At 73.0% G+C, this 17,254-nt stretch carries 15 protein-coding genes; 7 read left to right on the top strand and 8 right to left on the bottom strand.

The window, feature by feature from the left end:
- Positions 1-126: 126 nt before the first annotated feature.
- On the bottom strand, positions 127-2,709 hold the full coding sequence (gene pepN / locus ABZ883_RS18265) for an aminopeptidase N (protein ID WP_360906986.1): 2,583 nt from the start codon (positions 2,707-2,709) through the stop codon (positions 127-129).
- 160 nt (positions 2,710-2,869) lie between these two features.
- On the opposite strand from pepN, the gene ABZ883_RS18260 reads away from it, so the two are divergent.
- The gene (locus ABZ883_RS18260; protein WP_360906984.1) at positions 2,870-3,514 is read left to right on the top strand and encodes a DsbA family protein; all 645 of its coding nucleotides are present in this window, start codon (positions 2,870-2,872) and stop codon (positions 3,512-3,514) included.
- A gap of 27 nt (positions 3,515-3,541) precedes the next feature.
- Here the strand turns inward: ABZ883_RS18260 and ABZ883_RS18255 are convergent, their stop codons facing one another.
- Together ABZ883_RS18255 and ABZ883_RS18250 are read right to left on the bottom strand one after the other, a co-directional pair.
- Positions 3,542-4,243: an HAD family hydrolase gene (locus ABZ883_RS18255; protein ID WP_360906982.1), complete on the bottom strand. Its 702-nt coding sequence runs from the start codon at positions 4,241-4,243 to the stop codon at positions 3,542-3,544.
- A gap of 40 nt (positions 4,244-4,283) precedes the next feature.
- Positions 4,284-5,228, bottom strand: a complete 945-nt coding sequence (locus ABZ883_RS18250) for a carbohydrate kinase (protein WP_360906980.1) — start codon at positions 5,226-5,228, stop codon at positions 4,284-4,286.
- 327 nt (positions 5,229-5,555) lie between these two features.
- Here ABZ883_RS18250 and ABZ883_RS18245 point away from each other — a divergent pair, with 327 nt between their 5' ends.
- Positions 5,556-6,149: a biotin transporter BioY gene (locus tag ABZ883_RS18245; RefSeq protein ID WP_360906978.1), complete on the top strand. Its 594-nt coding sequence runs from the start codon at positions 5,556-5,558 to the stop codon at positions 6,147-6,149.
- A 71-nt stretch (positions 6,150-6,220) separates the two neighbouring features.
- Here the strand turns inward: ABZ883_RS18245 and ABZ883_RS18240 are convergent, their stop codons facing one another.
- Positions 6,221-6,964: a hypothetical protein gene (locus tag ABZ883_RS18240; protein WP_360906976.1), complete on the bottom strand. Its 744-nt coding sequence runs from the start codon at positions 6,962-6,964 to the stop codon at positions 6,221-6,223.
- A 182-nt stretch (positions 6,965-7,146) separates the two neighbouring features.
- On the opposite strand from ABZ883_RS18240, the gene ABZ883_RS18235 reads away from it, so the two are divergent.
- Positions 7,147-8,811 carry a serine/threonine-protein kinase gene (locus ABZ883_RS18235; protein ID WP_360906974.1) on the top strand — a complete coding sequence of 555 codons (1,665 nt, stop codon included), beginning with the start codon at positions 7,147-7,149 and terminating at the stop codon, positions 8,809-8,811.
- Here ABZ883_RS18235 and ABZ883_RS18230 read toward each other — a convergent pair.
- The gene (locus ABZ883_RS18230; RefSeq protein ID WP_360906972.1) at positions 8,775-10,232 is read right to left on the bottom strand and encodes an amino acid permease; all 1,458 of its coding nucleotides are present in this window, start codon (positions 10,230-10,232) and stop codon (positions 8,775-8,777) included. The genes ABZ883_RS18235 and ABZ883_RS18230 overlap by 37 nt on opposite strands.
- A gap of 174 nt (positions 10,233-10,406) precedes the next feature.
- On the opposite strand from ABZ883_RS18230, the gene ABZ883_RS18225 reads away from it, so the two are divergent.
- Positions 10,407-10,892: a ribose-5-phosphate isomerase gene (locus tag ABZ883_RS18225; protein ID WP_360906970.1), complete on the top strand. Its 486-nt coding sequence runs from the start codon at positions 10,407-10,409 to the stop codon at positions 10,890-10,892.
- A gap of 7 nt (positions 10,893-10,899) precedes the next feature.
- Positions 10,900-11,715, top strand: a complete 816-nt coding sequence (locus ABZ883_RS18220) for a DNA-formamidopyrimidine glycosylase family protein (RefSeq protein WP_360906968.1) — start codon at positions 10,900-10,902, stop codon at positions 11,713-11,715.
- 173 nt (positions 11,716-11,888) lie between these two features.
- On the opposite strand, the gene ABZ883_RS18215 is transcribed toward ABZ883_RS18220, so the two are convergent.
- A complete protein-coding gene (locus tag ABZ883_RS18215) occupies positions 11,889-13,118 on the bottom strand; it encodes a GNAT family N-acetyltransferase (protein WP_360906966.1) in 1,230 nt (409 codons plus the stop codon).
- A gap of 128 nt (positions 13,119-13,246) precedes the next feature.
- Here ABZ883_RS18215 and ABZ883_RS18210 point away from each other — a divergent pair, with 128 nt between their 5' ends.
- A complete protein-coding gene (locus ABZ883_RS18210) occupies positions 13,247-14,389 on the top strand; it encodes a PP2C family protein-serine/threonine phosphatase (protein ID WP_360906964.1) in 1,143 nt (380 codons plus the stop codon).
- On the opposite strand, the gene ABZ883_RS18205 is transcribed toward ABZ883_RS18210, so the two are convergent.
- Entirely contained in the window at positions 14,370-15,509 is a 1,140-nt protein-coding gene (locus ABZ883_RS18205) for a hypothetical protein (RefSeq protein WP_360906962.1), read from the bottom strand. The genes ABZ883_RS18210 and ABZ883_RS18205 overlap by 20 nt on opposite strands.
- Positions 15,510-15,959: 450 nt before the next feature.
- Between ABZ883_RS18205 and ABZ883_RS18200 the strand changes: the two genes are divergently transcribed.
- A complete protein-coding gene (locus ABZ883_RS18200) occupies positions 15,960-16,154 on the top strand; it encodes a hypothetical protein (protein ID WP_360906960.1) in 195 nt (64 codons plus the stop codon).
- A gap of 54 nt (positions 16,155-16,208) precedes the next feature.
- On the opposite strand, the gene ABZ883_RS18195 is transcribed toward ABZ883_RS18200, so the two are convergent.
- Entirely contained in the window at positions 16,209-17,213 is a 1,005-nt protein-coding gene (locus tag ABZ883_RS18195; RefSeq protein WP_360906955.1) for an asparaginase, read from the bottom strand.
- Between the last annotated feature and the right edge of the window lie 41 nt (positions 17,214-17,254).

Genomic DNA, 17,254 nt, shown 5'->3' with positions numbered 1-17,254 from the left:
TTGGGTGGGCGGTGGGTCTGGTGTGTTTTTTTTTTGTGGGGGGGGGGGGGGGTGGGGGGGGCGGGGGGCGGGGGGGGGGGGGCCCCCCCGGCCCCCCCCCCCCCCCCCCCCGCACACGACCTCGGGTCAGGCCTCCGCGCCGGCCGCGGCGTCGCGTTCCTGGGCGCGCAGCGCCCTCGCGAGGTCGTCGCGGCACTCGGCGACGAGCCGCCGCAGGGCGGGAGCGGCACCGGAGTGCGCGTCCAGCCACGCGTCCGCGGCGTCGACGGTCTCCGCACGGTCCTGCAGATGCGGGAAGAGTCCCCGGACCACGGCCATGGCGATCTCGATCGACCGCTCCGCCCAGATCCGCTCGATGACGGCGAAGTACTTCTCGGCGTACGGCGCCAGCAGTTCGCGCTGCCCCGTCTGCTCGAAGCCCGCGATGGTCGCCTCGACCAGGGCGTTGGAGAGCGTGTCGGACTCCACGACCGCCGCCCAGGCCTGCGCCTTGACCGCCGCAGAAGGACGCGCCGCCAGGCAGCGCACCTGGTGCCGCCTGCCGGAGGCGGTGTCGTCGCGGGCGAGCTCGGCGTCGATGACGGACTCGTCCGCGCCGCCGCCCGCGGCCAGCGACTCCAGGAACGTCCAGCGCAGCTCCTGGTCCACCTCCAGGCCGTCGATCTTCTCGGTGCCGTCCAGGAGCGAGCGCAGGAACGCCGTCCCGGCCTCGCCCGAGGCGACCGAGGCGTGGAAGCGTGCCCAGGCCAGCTGGTGCCCGCTGCCGGGTTCGGCCGCGCGCAGCTCGCGCAGGGCGCCCTGCTCCAAGGCGCGCAGCCCCTCCTCGCGCCACTGCGGCGCCGCGTAGTCGTGCAGGGCCGTACGGGCCTGCATGTGCAGGCCCTGGAGCACGCCGATGTCGGTCTCCGCGCCCGCGAAGCGCAGCACCAGGCCGAGGTAGTCACGGGCCGGCATGAGGCCGTCGCGCGTCATGTTCCACACCGCGGACCAGGTGAGCGCCCGCGCCATGGGATCGGCCAGCTCGCCCAGGTGCTCCCGGACGGCGGCCAGGGAGTCCTCGTCGAAGCGGATCTTGCAGTACGTCAGGTCCTCGTCGTTGACCAGGACGAGGTCGGGGCGCTCGGCCCCGGCCAGCTCCGCGACGACACTGCGCGGCCCCGAGACGTCGGTCTCGGCGCGCGCGTACCGCTCCAGGGCGCCGCCGGGCGTGCGGCGGTAGAGCCCGACCGCGACGCGGTGCGGACGCAGCTGCGGGTGCGAGGCCGCGGCCTCCTGCGCCACGGCGAGCTCCGCCACGCGCCCCTCGGCGTCGTACGACACCTGCGGCGTCAGCGAGTTGACGCCCGCGGTCTGCAGCCACGCCCGGGACCACTCGGCCATGTCGCGCCCCGAGGTCTCCGCCAGCACCGACAGCAGGTCGCCGAGCCCGGTGTTGCCGTACGCGTGCCGCTTGAAGTAGCGCCGCGCGCCCTCGAGGAACGCGTCCCGGCCCACGTAGGCGACCAGTTGCTTGAGCACCGAGGCGCCCTTGGCGTAGGTGATGCCGTCGAAGTTGAGCTTGGCGTCCTCCAGGTCGCGGATGTCGGCCGTGACCGGGTGCGTGGACGGCAGCTGGTCGGCGCGGTAGGCCCACGCCTTGCGCCGGTTGGCGAAGGTGATCCAGCCGTCCTTGTAGCGGGTCGCCTCCACGAGCGAGAACGCGCCCATGAAGTCGGCGAACGACTCCTTGAGCCACAGGTCGTCCCACCACTTCATGGTGACCAGGTCGCCGAACCACATGTGCGCCATCTCGTGCAGGATGACGTTGGCCCGCGCCTCGTACGACGCCTGGGTGACCTTGCCGCGGAAGACGTACTCCTCGCGGAAGGTGACCAGGCCCGGGTTCTCCATCGCGCCGATGTTGTACTCCGGCACAAAGGCCTGGTCGTACTTCCCGAAGGGGTACGGGTAGTCGAAGTGGTCGTGGAAGAAGTCCAGGCCCTGCCGGGTGACGGTGAAGATGTCCTCGGCCTCGAAGTGCCGGGCCAGGCCCTTGCGGCACAGGGCGCCCAGCGGGATCTCCAGCTCCGTGCCGTCCGCCAGGGTGCGCCGGTAGCTGTCGTGCACCATGTGGTACGGCCCGGCGACGACCGCCGTGATGTACGTCGAGATCGGCCGGGTCGGCGCGAAGTGCCGGGTCTCGCCGCCGTCCGAGACACCGGTGACCCGCTCGTTGCTCAGCACCACCCAGGACTCCGGGGCGGTCACCGAGAAGGTGAAGGGCGCCTTCAGGTCGGGCTGTTCGAAGTTCGCGAAGACCCGGCGGGCGTCGGCCGGCTCGTACTGCGTGTAGAGGTAGACCTCGCCGTCCTCGGGGTCGGCGAAGCGGTGCAGACCCTCGCCGGTGCGGCTGTACGCGCACTGCGCGTCGACGACCAGCACATTGTCGGCGGCCAGGTCCGGCAGCGCGATCCGCGCCCCGTCGAAGACCTCCGCGGGGTCCAGCTCCCGCCCGTTGAGCACCACCGACGTGACCGAGGGCGCCACCAGGTCCGCGAAGCTCGCCGTGCCCGGCTCGGCGCAGCGGAAGCGGATCGTGGTCACCGAACGGTAGGCCGGCTCCTCCGCCCGGACCGCCGACCGGAGGTCGAGCGCGACCTCGTAGCCGTCCACGGCGAGCAGCCGGGCCCGCTCGTGGGCCTCGTCACGCGTGAGGTTCTCACCGGGCACGGGGTCTCCATCCTTGGCACGTCGTTGTGGGGTCCGTCTTGTGGACGCCAGGCATCTTCGCACGCGGCCCCCGGGGCCACCGCACGGGAATGGCGATGCGGCCGGGAGTGTTCCCTGTTCCGCACCACGTGTCGATGTGTCATGCCCCGAGGAGACAACCGTGACCGAGACCACAGACGCCACCACCCCGACCCCGGTGGACTTCTGGTTCGACCCCGCCTGCCCCTGGGCGTGGATGACCTCCCGCTGGATGCTGGAGGTGGAGAAGGTGCGCCCCGTCGAGGTGCGCTGGCACGTGATGAGCCTGGCCGTGCTCAACGACGGCCGCGACCTGCCCGAGGAGTACCGCGAGTTCCTCACCACCGCCTGGGGCCCGGTCCGCGTGTGCATCGCCGCCGAGCAGAAGTACGGCAGCAAGGTGCTCGGCCCCCTCTACACCGCCCTGGGCACCCGTATCCACAACCAGGGCCTGGGCCACAAGGACCGCGACGTGATCGTCGCCGCCCTGGAGGAGGCGGGCCTGCCCGCCGACCTGGCCGACTTCGCCGGCAGTGACGTCTACGACACCGAGCTGCGCGCCTCCCACCAGGAGGGCATCTCCAAGGTCGGCCAGGACGTCGGCACCCCGGTCATCGCGGTCCCCGGCGCCGACGGCGAGCAGATCGCCTTCTTCGGCCCGGTCGTGACCCCCGCCCCCAAGGGCGAGGCCGCGGCCCGCCTGTGGGACGGCACGCTGCTCGTCGCGTCGACCCCCGGCTTCTACGAGATCAAGCGGACCCGCACCCAGGGCCCGATCTTCGACTGATCGTCCCTCCGGGGCACCCGGGGCCGCTCAGAAGTGGCGGAGCAGTTCGGGGAAGGCCGTCAGCCGCAGCACGCGCTTGTCGGCCGGGTCGATCTCGGACTGCTCCAGCACCCAGGTGTGGGCGTTGGGGATGTGGACGGCGTTCATCCCCGCCTCACGGGCGGGGATGATGTCGGACTTGGGGGAGTTCCCGATCATCCACGTGGCCTCCGGCACGAAGCCGTAGTGCGCCATCAGCCCCCGGTAGGTCTCCACGTCCTTCTCCGGGACGATGTGCACCCCGCGGAACCGGCCGGCCAGCCCCGACGCCTCGACCTTGCGGGACTGCTCCTCGGTGTCGCCCTTGGTGAGCAGCAGCAGTTCGTGTCTGCCGCCGAGCGCGTCGAGGGTGTCAGCGACCCCGGGCATCAGCTCCACACGGTGCTCGGTGAAGGCCAGCGCCAGCTCGTCGATGCGGCGGGCCTCATCCGCCGTCCTCGGCCGCTCCCGAAGCCGTTCCAGGCACTCGCCGAGGCTGCGCAGGAACACCTTGCTGCCGTACCCGTGGACGAGCGCGTTCGCCGCCTCGATCTCGTCGAGCAGCGCCCTGATCCGGCCCCGGTCCAGCACCGGGTGGTCGACCCAGTCGAGGAAGTCCTCTATCACCCGTTCGAAGACGACGTTGTTCTCCCAGAGCGTGTCGTCCGCGTCGAAGATCAGTACCTGCCCGGTCGGCCTCGCGTCACCCATGGCGGGAGCCTAACCAGCGCACGGGTTCCGGGGCCCGCGATTATCCGGCGGGGCAGGCGGCGTCGAGTTCGGCCCGCGTCGGGGGATCGGCGCCCACCCGGGTGCAGTTGATCGCGGCCGCGGTGACACAGCGGGTCAGCACCTCGGACAGCCGCTCCGGGGCGGTCGGCACGCCGGACGCGGCCACCGCGTCCAGCAGCGCGGCCTGGAAGGCGTCGCCCGCCCCGATGGTGTCGACCACCGCCACTCGCGGCGCCGCCACCCGTACGACCGCGTCCCGGGTGACCGCCGTGGCGCCCCCGGCGCCCAGGGTGACGACGGCCAGCCGCGGCCCCTCGGCCAGCAGGACCCGGGCCGCCTCGGTGGGATCGAGGCGCGGGAAGAGCCAGGCCAGGTCGGCGTCGCTGGCCTTGACCACATCGGTGACCCCGGCCAGCCGGAGGCACGCCTTGCGGTAGGCGAGCCGGTCCGGCTGCACCGCGGGCCGCACGTTGAGATCGGCGACCACGGTGCGCCCGGGGAGCGCGTGCAGGTCCCGGCACAGCTCCAGCACCCGGCCCGCCCCCGGCTCGATGACGGTGGCCAGCGATCCGGTGTGCAGCACGGCGGTGTCGGACGGCACGGCCAGGTCCTCGGGGTCCCAGGAGGCCAGGAAGTCGTACGAGGCGGAGCCCTCCCGGTCCAGGTACGCCATCGCCAGCGTGGTCCGCCCCGTCGGCCCCGGCGCGCGGACGACATCGATCCCGGTCGCCGCCAGATGGTCCCGGACCAGTTCGCCGGGCGGGTCCTCGCCCCAGGTCGTGACCAGCGTGGTGGGCCGGCCGAGCCGCCGCAGGCCGACCGCCACATTGGCCGGGCTGCCGCCGGGCAGCGGGGTGACCGCGCGCTCCCCGGAGCGCCACAGCAGGTCGACGAGGACCTCGCCGACCACGGTGACCCGGGACGGGGCGGACGGAGACGCGGGGGACGGCGACGGGGCACTCATCGGGTCGGGCACGCCTCCAGTTCGGTGCGATCGGGCGGCATCCGGAGCGGGGCGCCGTCGCAGAAGGATAAGAGCGGGGCGCCGGCGCCGCCCCCGCGGGGCCGGGCGCGGCCCGGTTGTCGCGTGAGGCGCCCGGCGCCACCGATTGGAGAGATCCCACAGCGGCCTTTTCGCCTTCCCGTGACGAAGCTCACGTGTCGCGTGGTTCCTTGTAGGGATGTCACCACCACGGTGATCGGGGCTTTGTGCTCGGCCGACGATGATCGGGACGAGGGAGCCGGGTTAACGTCGCGGTGACCGAACAGACCCTCACTCCGCGGAGTACCGATGGCCACCGCAGTTCCCGCCGCTTCCGCCGTACGCACCCACCCGGTCCTCGCCGACCTGATCCCCGCGTCGCGGCTGCGGGACGCCACCCTCGTTCTGGGCGGCGCCGTACTGACCGGCCTGGCCGCGCAGTTGTCGGTGCCGGTGCCCGGCTCGCCGGTGCCCGTGACGGGGCAGACCTTCGCGGCACTGCTGGTCGGCACCGCGCTCGGCGCCCGCCGCGGCCTGCTCGCGCTCGCCCTGTACGCGGTGGCCGGCGTCGCCGGGATGCCGTGGTTCGCGGACGGCTCGTCGGGCGCGGGCGCGCCCAGCTTCGGCTACATCCTCGGCATGGCGCTCGCCGCCGCCGTCGTGGGCGGGCTGGCCCGCCGCGGCGCGGACCGCAACGTGTGGCGCACGGCCGGCACGATGGTGCTCGGCAGCGCCGTTGTCTACGCCGTCGGAGTCCCCTACCTCGCGCTGGCCGCGCACCTCTCGCTCGGCCAGGCCGTCTCCCTGGGCCTCACGCCCTACCTGATCGGCGACGCCCTCAAGGCGGCGCTGGCCATGGGCGCGCTGCCCGCGGCCTGGAAGCTCGTCGGCCGCCGCGGCTGACCGTACGACCCGTACGCAACGACCGAGGGGGCGGCCGACGGCCGCCCCCTCCGTCGTGCCGGCGCGGCCGGTCAGTGCCGGGCCGACCGCGGACGCCGGGTCAGCCACAGGCCCGCGCCGCCCGCGGCCAGCAGCAGGCCGCCGCCCAGGGCGAGGACGGCCGTGCGGCCGGGGGCGCCGGTACTGGGCAGGGTGCCCGAGGCGCCCGGGCTCGGACGGGCGGAGGAGTCGGGGCCGAAGGGCACGTTGTCGGTGCCCAGCAGCAGCGGGGTGTCGGGTGCGTTGGGCGTCGGCTTGCTGGTGCCGAAGGGAACGGGGCCCTGCTGCCACAGCAGCGCGCCGTCCCCGTCCATGACGGGCAGGCAGATCCTGCCCTTGCCCTTCAGGTCGTAGGTCGCGGACACCGGGTAGCTCCGGTTCTTCCCGGCGGCCAGTGTGCCGACGTCGCAGCTGAAGCCGCTGTTGGAGCCCTTGGGCAGCTTGCCCTCGGGGATCGGGTCGCAGCCCTTCACCCCGGTGATCCTCATCGCGTCGAAACCGACGACCAGCAGCGTGAGTCGAGGGGACTCCTTCTTCCCCTTGTTGAGGACCGTCGCGGTGATCGAGGTCTTCCCCGTCGTGTTGTCGACGGAGATCCGGGACGGCAGTTCGGTGGCCACCTTCACCCCCGCGGGGACCTTCGGCCCCGGGGTGCCTCCCTGGCCGCTGCCGGGTACGGGCTCGGCCCCGAACGCGGGCCCGGCGAACGCCAGTCCCAGCACGGCCACCGCCGCGGCCGTCCGCCGAACGTGAATTCGCCGATCGAAAAGGCGCATTGCGCTTCCCCCTTCTTGCCTCCGCATCAGCGGTATCTGTGAAGAGGTACCACAAGATTCGGGGCATCTATGCTGTGATGGTGGCAAGTTCATACTTCTGTCCCGGACCCGTCGTGAATGATGCGATACCGGACAGGAATTGAGGGGCAGGGGGAATTCCTCCCGCAGTGGGGAGTCCGGGCATGGTGGGAAACGCGAGCGGCGACGTGCGGGGCCGGCTGGTGGTGGGCCGCTACCGGCTGGCGGAGACGATCGGCCAGGGCGGGATGGGCCGGGTGTGGCGGGCCGTCGACGAGGTGCTGGACCGCCAGGTCGCGGTCAAGGAGATGCGGCTGGACGACATGGCGGCCGAGGACGCGCGCGTCCGCCGCGAGCGCACCCTGCGCGAGGCGCGCGCCACCGCCCGCATCGACCACCCCAACGTGGTGCGTGTCTACGACGTGGTCCAGGAGGCCGACCGGCTCTGGATCGTGATGGAACTGGTCGACTGCCGTTCCCTGGAGCAGGTGCTCGTGCAGGACGGCCCGGTCGACCGCGCCGAGGCGGTGCGGATCGCGACGGGCCTGGCACGGGCGCTGCGCGAGGTCCACGCGGTCGGCGTGCTGCACCGGGACATCAAGCCGGGCAACGTCCTGATCGACACCCGCGGGCGGGTGGTCCTCACCGACTTCGGGATCGCCGCGATCCAGGACTCCGCCGCGCTCACCATGGCCGGGATGCTCATCGGCTCCCCGGACTACATGGCCCCGGAGCGCATCGAGGGCCGGCAGCAGGGGCCGCCGTCCGACCTGTGGTCGCTGGGCGCCACCTTGTGCGCCGCGCTGGCCGGGCAATCGCCCTTCGCCCGCCCCACCACCTTGGCCACCCTGCACGCCGTGCTGTACGAGGAGCCCCAACTGCCCCCGGAGGCAGGCCCGCTGCGCGAGACGCTGGCGGCGCTGCTGCGCAAGGACCCGGAGGAGCGGCCGACCCTCGACCTGCTCGACGAGGCGCTGACCGCCCTCGCCGGTCCCGCGGGCGGGCCCACCGTCGTGACCCGGCAGGCCCCGCCGCCCGCCGAGGAGGGGTACGTCCCCACGCTCGCGGTGGGCGAGGCGCCGCCGCCCGCACCGGAACCGGAGGACGCAGTTCCGCCCGGCTGGGAGGCGTACGCGGCCGCGAAGAGCGAGCAGCCGGCGCCCGAGCCCGCACCGGAGCCCGATCCCCTACCCCCGCCGGAACCGGCCGGGATGCCCGAACCGCCCCGCGCCCGGTTCCGCCGCGCCGCCCTGCTCGCCGGCGCGGGCCTGACCGCCGCCGCCGTCGCCGCGACCGTGGTCGTGCTCACCGCCTCCCGCACCGGCCACCGCGAGGGGCCCGTCGTCGCCGGCACCAGCCGCCCCCCGGCGAGCGCCACGGCGCCGCCCGCCACGGCGCCCACCACCGCGTCGGTCCCCGGCCGCAACGAGACCGGCTTCGCCTGGCAGCCCCCGCACGGCTGGACGCGTACGGCCAAGAGCCCGTCCAACGTCCACTACCACGCCCCGGACGGACGGCAGGAGATCGCCGCCTCGTACGCACTCGCACGCGGTGGCGATCTCCTCCAGCAGTGGCAGGACTTCGAGGCGAACTCCCACGACGTGCCCGGCTACCGGAAGATCCGGCTGGAGCGGACGACGTTCCGCGGCCGCCCGGCCGTCGTGTGGGACTACTCCTTCTCGCAGGCCGGCACGCCGTGGAAGGCACGGCAGCTCGGGTTCACCGAGGCGGGCAAGTCGTACCAGGTCAACATCTGGTACGACGCGGCCGTCGAGCCCGCCGCGCTGTCGGTCTACGAGGAGGTGACCGCGTCCTTCCGGCCCCTGTGAACCAGCTGGCGGACCACCGCGACGCCGATCACGCCCAGCGCCAGCAGGACCGAGACGACCACCTGGTCGCGGCCCCCGCCGTCGGTGCCGTCGGTGAGCATGTACCCCAGCACGAACACGATCATCGCGATCGTCGCCCAGGTCAGGTACGGGTACAGCCACATCCGCACCCGCAGGCGCTTCGGCGCCTCGCGCAGGATGATCCGGCGCATGCGCAGCTGCGAGAAGCAGATCACCAGCCAGACGAACAGCGCGATGGCGCCCGATGCGTTGAGCAGGAAGAGGAAGACGGTGTCCGGGTAACGGTAGTTGAAGAAGACGGCGACGAAGCCGAAGACCACCGAGCCGAGGATCGCCGCGCGCGGCACACCGCGGGCGCTGGTCCGGGCGAACGCCTTGGGCGCGTCGCCGCGCCCGCCGAGCGAGAACGCCATGCGGGAGGCCGTGTAGAGGCCGGAGTTGAGGCAGGACAGCACGGCGGTCAGCACGATCACGTTCATGATCTGGCCGGCGTGCGGGATGCCGATGGTGTTCAGCGCCGCGACATAGGAGCCGTCCTTGGCGATCGCCGGGTCGTTCCACGGCAGCAGTGAGACGACGACGAGGATCGACCCGAGGTAGAAGACGCCGATCCGCCAGATCACGCTGTTGGTGGCCTTGGTGACGGCACGCTCGGGGTCCGCGGACTCGCCGGCCGCCAGGGTGACGATCTCGCTGCCCATGAACGAGAAGACGACCAGCAGCACACCGGTGAGGATCCTGCCGGGCCCGTTCGGCAGGAAGCCGCCGTGGTCGGTCAGATGCGCCAGTCCCACGGCGTCGTTGTGCGCGCCGGGGAGCACGCCGAAGACGGCGAGCGCGCCCAGCACGATGAAGCCCGCGATGGCCACGACCTTGATGCCGGCGAACCAGAACTCGAACTCGCCGTAGGAGGCGACCGAGGCGAGATTGGTCGCGGTCAGCACGGTCATCACGATCAGCGCCCAGGCCCACTGCGGCACGGCGGGCACCCAGCCCTCCAGGATCTTGGCACCGGCGGTCGCCTCGACCGCCAGCACCACGACCCAGAAGAACCAGTAGAGCCAGCCGATGGAGAAGCCGGCCCATCGGCCGAGCGCGCGGTCCGCGTACGCGGAGAAGGAGCCCGAGGCCGGGTGCGCGGCGGCCATCTCCCCGAGCATGCGCATCACGAAGACGACCATGACGCCGACGAGGGCGTACGAGACGAGGATGCCGGGACCCGCGGCGGCGATGCCGGAACCGGAGCCCACGAACAGGCCCGCGCCGATGACACCGCCGATCGCGATCATCGACAGATGGCGGTTCTTGAGCCCGGCCTGCAGGCCGGAGCCGGACTCCGGCACGGTCTCGTGGACGGCCGTGGGGGTGCCGGCCACTGATGTGGGGGGACGTGTACTCATGGGGTGGCATGAAACACGGCCGCGGCGACGGCGGGAACCTTCGACTCCGTTTTGTTGTCCTACCCTCGGATCAACCTCAGATCTCCCCCACGTACACCACGCACCGTCCTCACCCCCCTCACTCGGAGCACCCGGGTCGGCACCCTCGGGGGTGGCCGTGCCACACTCGACGCTATGCGCGTGTACCTCGGCTCCGACCATGCCGGCTTTGAACTGAAGAACCACCTCGTCGAGTGGCTCAAGGCCAACGGCCACGAGCCCGTCGACTGCGGACCGCACGTCTACGACGCCCAGGACGACTACCCGCCGTTCTGCCTGCGCGCCGCCGAGGGCGCGGCCGCCGACCCCGACAGCCGCGGCATCGTCATCGGCGGCTCCGGCAACGGCGAGGCCATCGCGGCCAACAAGGTCAAGGGCGTGCGCGCCGTGCTCGCGTGGAGCGAGGAGATCGCGACCCTGGGCCGCGAGCACAATGACGCCAACGTCATCAGCGTCGGTGCCCGTATGCACTCCCGTGAGGACGCCACCCGCTTCATCGAGGTCTTCCTGGGCACGCCGTACTCCGGCGAGGAGCGCCACTCCCGCCGGATCGCCATGCTCACCGCCTACGAGGCCACCGGCGAACTGCCGCCCGTCCCGGCCGACCCCCGGGAGGGCTGATCCGGGCATGCCCGAAGGGCATACGATCCACCGCCTCGCCGCGGACCACGAGGAGCGCTTCGGCGGCCGCGTGGTCCGCGCGAGCAGTCCGCAGGGCAAGTTCTCCGACGGCGCCGCGCTGCTGGACGGCCAGGTGCTGCTGGGTGCCGAGGCGCACGGCAAGCACCTGTTCCTGGGCTTCGGGCCGCTCGGCTGGGTCCACGTCCACCTGGGCCTGTACGGCAAGTGCGCCTTCGGCGCCGGGCCGGGTGCCGCACCCGTCGGCCAGGTGCGGCTTCGGCTGGCCACCGGCAACCACCACATGGACCTGCGCGGCCCCACCGCCTGCGAGCTGATCACGGACGGGGAGAAGCAGGCGATCCACGACCGCCTCGGCCCCGACCCGCTGCGCCCCGCGGACACCGGCGACCGCGCCTGGTCCCGCGTCGCGCGCAGCCGCACCAGCGTCGCCGCCCTGCTCATGGACCAGAAGGTCGTCGCGGGCGTCGGCAACGTCTACCGCGCCGAGGTCCTCTTCCGACACGGCATCGACCCGTACACGGCGGGCCGCGACCTCGGCCGCGAGCGGTGGGGCGCGGTCTGGGACGACCTGGTGGCCCTCATGCGCGAGGGCGTGCGCAACAACCGGATCGACACCGTCCGGCCCGAGCACACGCCGGAGGCCATGGGCCGGCCGCCGCGCGTCGACGACCACGGCGGCGAGGTCTACGTCTACCGCCGCGCGGCCATGCCCTGCCTCGTCTGCGGCACCGAGGTCCGCACCGCCACCCTCGCGGCGCGGAACCTCTTCTGGTGCCCGGGCTGCCAGCCGACCGCGGCCTAGCCGCGACTGGCCGCGTCGCCGGGTGACCTCCCAGCTGCCGCTGGGAGGTGCCCCTGTCCCCCGACGCTTCCCCGGCTTGACCCGAAGGTGCCCCCGCCTCGCGATGTGCCGCACCTGGGGGCACCCCCAGCGGCAGCCGGGGTGCCTCTGCGACGACGCGGCCCGGATCCGGCCTAGAAGCCGTGCGGCAGCCACGGCGCGATGTCGCCGGCGAAGGCGACCGACGTCTCCTTCAGCGCCCCGCCGCGCAGTTCCCGCACCCGGCCGGCCCGCTCCAGCGCCGTGAGCGAGGTGCCGCCCAGGTACGCCGCGCCCAGCTCCCGTGCCGACAGCGCGAGGTCCGCGGGGTCGGTGGTGCGCTCGCACGAGGCGCCCTTGGTGTCGCCGCAGAGCCGCCACCGGCCCTCGTTCCAGGGGCAGAAGGGGTCGGTGACCTCCAGCACGACGTCCACCGGCGCGGTGTACGTACGGGCCGCGAGCGCGGCGCCCACCTCGACCGGGCGCAGCAGCATGCCCTCCTTGAAGCGCACGCCGCAGCGGCGCACGTCCTCCACCATGTGCAGGACCGCGTCGTCGGCCGGGCGGTTGCGGGAGGTGATCCGGCAGGTCAGGTCGATGCCGAACAGGTAGCGCCACAGGGCGCCGCGGGCGGCCGGGTCCAGGGCCTCCAGGTCGCGCAGCACGACCGTGCCGTCCGGGCCGTGGGCGTTCCAGGAGCTCTTGACCGCGTAGCGCACGTAGCCGACGACCTCGCCGTCGCGCTCGGCGAGCACGCACTGGAGGTTCGACGCCCCGTCGCGGTACGCCTCCGCGTCCAGCACCCCCTTGCGCTCCCATCCGGGGCGGCGCTCCAGCATGCCCGGGCGGCCCGGGACCAGTCGCGCGTAGACCGCCTCGCACTCCGGGAGCGACGCCTCGGGGTCCGTGAAGCGCAGCGTCACGTCGTCGGCGCCGTCCGGCACCGTCAGCCCGGCGCGCACGGTGTCGATGTCCACGATCATCTGGTCGGTGACCACCGCGTAGCCGAAGCGGCCGTAAATCGCCGGTTCCGAGGCGGTCAGCACGGCCAGCGGCTCGCCGAGCCCGCGCACCTCGTCCAGCTGCCGCCGCATCATCGCGGTGAGCACCCCGCGCCGCCGGTGCGTCGCGGCCACGCTCACCATCGTCACGCCGGCCGCGGGCACCACCGCCCCGCCCGGCACCGCCAGCCGGAAGGAGAAGGCCCCCGCCGTGCCGACGATCTCGTCGCCGTCCCAGGCGGCCAGCGACCGCCCGGTCTCCGTCACGGAGCGGTCGAACTCCCGCTCCTCCGCCGGTTCGGCCGCGCTGCCGAAGGCCCGCTCCAGCGTGCCGAACCACGTGTCCCACTGCCCGGGTTCGAGTACCCGCAAGTCCACCGTCATGTTTCCTGACTACCAGCGGCCTCCCGCACCGGCGAGTGATTTTCGCCGCGGGTTGCGACGGGAGCGCGAACCGCCGGGGGGACCTGCGCTGCGGAGAACGGGTGACAGTGGATAGGGTCGCCGGGAACATGGCACAACGCCCGGTAGGAGACGGCTTGAGGGCCAGGTGGGGGAGGACCGTCCACCGGGCCCGCGTCGGCCTGCGCAAATCCGCCGTCGACTACTTCCGCGGGGACGCCGCCGACTGGCTCGCGCTGGTCGTCCTGCTGCTCTGCGTCCCCGTGATCGCCTGGGGCACGGTGCTCACCCCGCAGTGGTGCCCGCCCACCACGCTGGTGCTCCCCGTCCTCCTCGGCGGGCTGCTGCTGCGGCCGTCGAGCCTGCTGCTGCTGTACGGCAGCTCGGCGGTGGCGCTGGTCGTGGAGTCGGCGGTGCTGGGCCCCTACCGGGACGGCGTGGGCCGGGTCACCCCGGGCACCGTGCTGGTCGTGGCGGCGGTCGCGCTCGCCGGGCTGGTCGTCGCCCAGTTCCGCGCCCGGGTCGGCGTGCCCTGGATGCGCGGCGGGACCATGCTCTTCGACCTGCGCGAGCGCATCCGGGTGCAGAGCAGGATCCCGCGGCTGCCGGACGGCTGGCACGCGGAGATGGCGCTGCGCCCGGCCGGCGGCCAGTCGTTCTCCGGCGACTTCGTGGTCGCCACCCGCACCACCGGGGGGCGGATCCTGGAGGCCGTCCTCACCGACGTCTCCGGCAAGGGCATGGACGCGGGCTCACGGGCCCTGCTGCTGTCCGGTGCCTTCGGCGGGCTGCTGGGCTCGCTCCCGCCGCACGCCTTCCTCACCGCCGCCAACGGCTACCTGCTGCGGCAGAACTGGGACGAGGGCTTCGCCACCTCCGTCCACCTGGTGCTGGACCTGGAGACCGGGGACTACGAACTGCTCTCCGCGGGCCACCTGCCCGGCATGCAGCTGAGCGCCGGTACCGGCCGCTGGGAGGAGAAGGCCGCCGAGGGCCCGCTGCTGGGCGTCTACGACGGGGCCGAGTTCCACGGCGTGAAGGGCACGCTGCGCTCCGGCGACGTGCTGCTGCTGTTCACCGACGGCCTGGTGGAGGCCGCCGGCCGCGACCTCGCCGAGGGCATCGACCGGCTCATCGGCGAGGCCGACCGCTATGTCGCGCACGGCTTCAAGGGTTCGGCCTGGCAGCTGATCGAGGCGGTCGCCAAGGACGTCAACGACGACCGCGCCCTGCTCATCGTGTGCCGGGACTGACGGCCCCGGTACGGCGGAACGCCCAGGCCGCCCTTGGCTGCACCGCGCAGCGGAACAGCCTCCGCACCGGCGGTGTGCACAGCGCGGTGACCACGGCGGCCGCGACCAGGGTGCACATCGCCCTGCCCGGCGCGGTGCGTATCCACGGGAGGTCGAACCAGCCCAGGGACAGGGCGGTCTTCACCACGAAGCCGTGCAGCAGGTAGCCGTACAGCGTCCCGGCCCCCAGGGCGGTGAACCATGTGCGGTGGCGCGGCACCCAGGCGAGGAAGCACGCGGTCAGCAGCAGGGAGAGGCAGAAGAGCCCGGCGGTCGCCACCACCCCGGCCCACCAGGGCACCCCCAACTGGTCGGTGGACGAACCGTGGTAGAGCCAGTGCGCGAGCTCCGGGGGCGCCACCCGGTAGGCGGCGGCCAGTGCCGCGACCAGAACGAGCGCCGCCGGCACCCGCATCCGGCGGCCGCGCAGGACGTGGAACCACTCGGGCTTCGCGCACAGGCCCACCACGAAGAACGGCAGGAACTGCAGGACGCGCTGGAGGTCCAGGGTCTCCCCGATGCCGGCCGAGGCGGTGGCGACCGCGGCGATCACCAGGGCCACCGCGACGGGATGCCGCACGATCCGCCAGATCGGGCTGGTCAGCCGCCAGATGAACAGGGCGGCCAGGAACCACGTCAGGTACCAGGGGGTGAGGATGCTGATCGGCCGCGACGGGTCGTGCTCCGCCCAGCGCCTGAAGAGGCCGTACGCCGTCTCGAACAGCACGTACGGTACGACGACACCGGTGACGAGGCGCCTGAGCCGGTCCGGGCGGGCGTCGAAGTTCCGGGAGAAGTAGCCGGAGATGACGATGAACGCCGGCATGTGCAAGGCGTACACGAGCAGGTACAGCGCCTCGGTGGCGCGGCTGCCGCCGGTGAGGGGTCCCCAGGTGTGACCGATCGCGACCAGGACGACGGCGAGGTACTTGGCGTTGTCGAAGAAGGGGTCGCGGTCGCCGGGGGCACCGGTACCGCCGGGCGCGGTGGTCCTGTGCGGCACCGGCGGCGCGGAGGTGCCGTCGGACTCCTGCGTGGGCAGGGTGTCCGTCTGCGGGGGCTGGAACGTGCGAGGCGCCATGGCGAGCTGAAACCTGTCGCGTGAATTCTCTGCGGAATGGGGATGACGTCTCGGCTACCCCGGAGTTGACGTCCCATTCCCGTGTCGCATTCGTCCGTTCATGTCCCGCATCAAAGGGCTGAACGGGGCGGAATGCCCATGTCCCGGCGCCCGCGGCGACGGCTCGCGCGTCAACTGAGTGTGTACGGCAATGATGTGACGGACATTCATCTGTGGTGGGCCGCCCAATTGCCTTGTTCGCCCCGGCGGAAGGGCGCGGGAAGCCGTCTCACGGCGGCCCTCGGGCGGGCGGGGTGCCCCGCGTCACAGGTGTGCGTCCCCGGTCTGCGGGGAAGGTGAGCCCTGCGGGGTCTCGGTGTCGGTGGCAGGTGGCACGATGGACGTCGCGGGGGCGCGGCTGCCGCTGTTCCCCCGGAACGATGAGGCGTCAGACCGAGGATGTGATCCCCAGTGGCCATCTCCCTGTCCGTGGTGCTCTTGTTGGCGATCATCATGGTCGTGCTCATCAGGGGCAAGTCACTCAAAGTCGGACCGGCGATCATCGCCGCCCTGTTCGGCTTCTTCCTTGCTTCCACGGGCATGGCGCCCGCGATCACCAAGTTCCTGGACTCGCTGGCGGACACCATCAACCAGATCAACTTCTGACGGTGCGGGCCGGACGGCCCGCGACGTCCCCCGGCAGCCGGAGCTGACGCGGGCTCAGACGCTCGCGGGCGTGCGCTCCTGCGCGGTCCCGACGATGCGCCGCAGTGCCCCGGTGCGTTCCGCGGGGTCCGCCGCCGACAGCAGCGCGGCGAGCACCGCGATCCTCGCCTGCCCGGCGCGCAGCGTGCCGGCCAGCACGGCGCCGGCCGCCGCGAGGTCCACGGCGCCCCCGCCGGTGTAGATCGGCGCCACCGGCCCCGCCGCGACCCGGGTGCTCACGGCGACCAGCACGCCCGCGTCCACCGCCCGCCGCACGGCCTCGGTGAACTCGGGGGTGGCGTTGCCCGCGCCGGTGCCCACCAGCACGATGCCCTGGGCGCCGGCGGTCAGCGCGGCGTCGAAGAGCACGGTGTCGGCGTCGACGTGGTGCATGACGATGTCGACGCGCGGCGCCGGCGTCCCGGTGCCCGGCAGGGGCAGCGCGGCGGCCCGCGCGTGCGGCCCGTCCCAGGCGATCGCGCCGAACTTGACCCGTCCCAGCGGCCGTCCCGACGGGTCGGCGAAGGCCTGCACGTCCAGCGTGTGCGCCTTGACGGTGCCGCGGGCTGCGTGCACGAAGCCGCCGAAGGCGATGACCACGCCGACGTCCTGGGCGGTCGCGGCGGTCAGCAGGGCGTCGTACAGATTGCCCGCGGCGTCGCCGTCGGCGGCGTCCAGGGGCAGTTGGGCGCCGGTGAACACCACCGGCCGGCGGTCGTCGTGGTGGAGGTCCAGCAGGAAGGCGGACTCCTCCATGGTGTCGGTGCCGTGCGTGACCACGATGCCGTCCACGGCGGGGTCGGCCAGCACCTCGTGCACCGTGTGCAGCAGCAGCATCTGGTGGGCGGTGGTCAGCCGGGAGCTGTTCACCGTGAACAGGTCGCGGACGGTCACCTCGACGCCCTCGGGGACCGCTCCCGCCGCCAGCACCTCGCGGCCGGCGGCCTCGGCCGCGTAACCGACCCCCTGCCACCGGCTGGCGATCGTGCCGCCGGTGCCGATCACGACGATGTGCTTCACGTGTCCCTCGCTCGCGTGCGCGCCCAGTCAACCGCCGCAAG

It is taken from the genome of Streptomyces sp. NPDC046977, assembly GCF_040644455.1.
Classification (GTDB): domain Bacteria; phylum Actinomycetota; class Actinomycetes; order Streptomycetales; family Streptomycetaceae; genus Actinacidiphila.
This window is presented reverse-complemented; position numbering and strand designations above follow the sequence as displayed.

Coding starts and splice junctions, on each gene's coding strand:
- ABZ883_RS18250 (WP_360906980.1), bottom strand. CDS start 5,228: ATGAGTGCCCCGTCGCCGTCCCCCGCGTCTCCGTCCGCCCCGTCCCGG.
- ABZ883_RS18255 (WP_360906982.1), bottom strand. CDS start 4,243: ATGGGTGACGCGAGGCCGACCGGGCAGGTACTGATCTTCGACGCGGAC.
- ABZ883_RS18225 (WP_360906970.1), top strand. CDS start 10,407: ATGCGCGTGTACCTCGGCTCCGACCATGCCGGCTTTGAACTGAAGAAC.
- ABZ883_RS18210 (WP_360906964.1), top strand. CDS start 13,247: ATGGCACAACGCCCGGTAGGAGACGGCTTGAGGGCCAGGTGGGGGAGG.
- ABZ883_RS18220 (WP_360906968.1), top strand. CDS start 10,900: ATGCCCGAAGGGCATACGATCCACCGCCTCGCCGCGGACCACGAGGAG.
- ABZ883_RS18215 (WP_360906966.1), bottom strand. CDS start 13,118: ATGACGGTGGACTTGCGGGTACTCGAACCCGGGCAGTGGGACACGTGG.
- ABZ883_RS18230 (WP_360906972.1), bottom strand. CDS start 10,232: ATGAGTACACGTCCCCCCACATCAGTGGCCGGCACCCCCACGGCCGTC.
- ABZ883_RS18245 (WP_360906978.1), top strand. CDS start 5,556: ATGGCCACCGCAGTTCCCGCCGCTTCCGCCGTACGCACCCACCCGGTC.
- ABZ883_RS18235 (WP_360906974.1), top strand. CDS start 7,147: ATGGTGGGAAACGCGAGCGGCGACGTGCGGGGCCGGCTGGTGGTGGGC.
- ABZ883_RS18205 (WP_360906962.1), bottom strand. CDS start 15,509: ATGGCGCCTCGCACGTTCCAGCCCCCGCAGACGGACACCCTGCCCACG.
- ABZ883_RS18240 (WP_360906976.1), bottom strand. CDS start 6,964: ATGCGCCTTTTCGATCGGCGAATTCACGTTCGGCGGACGGCCGCGGCG.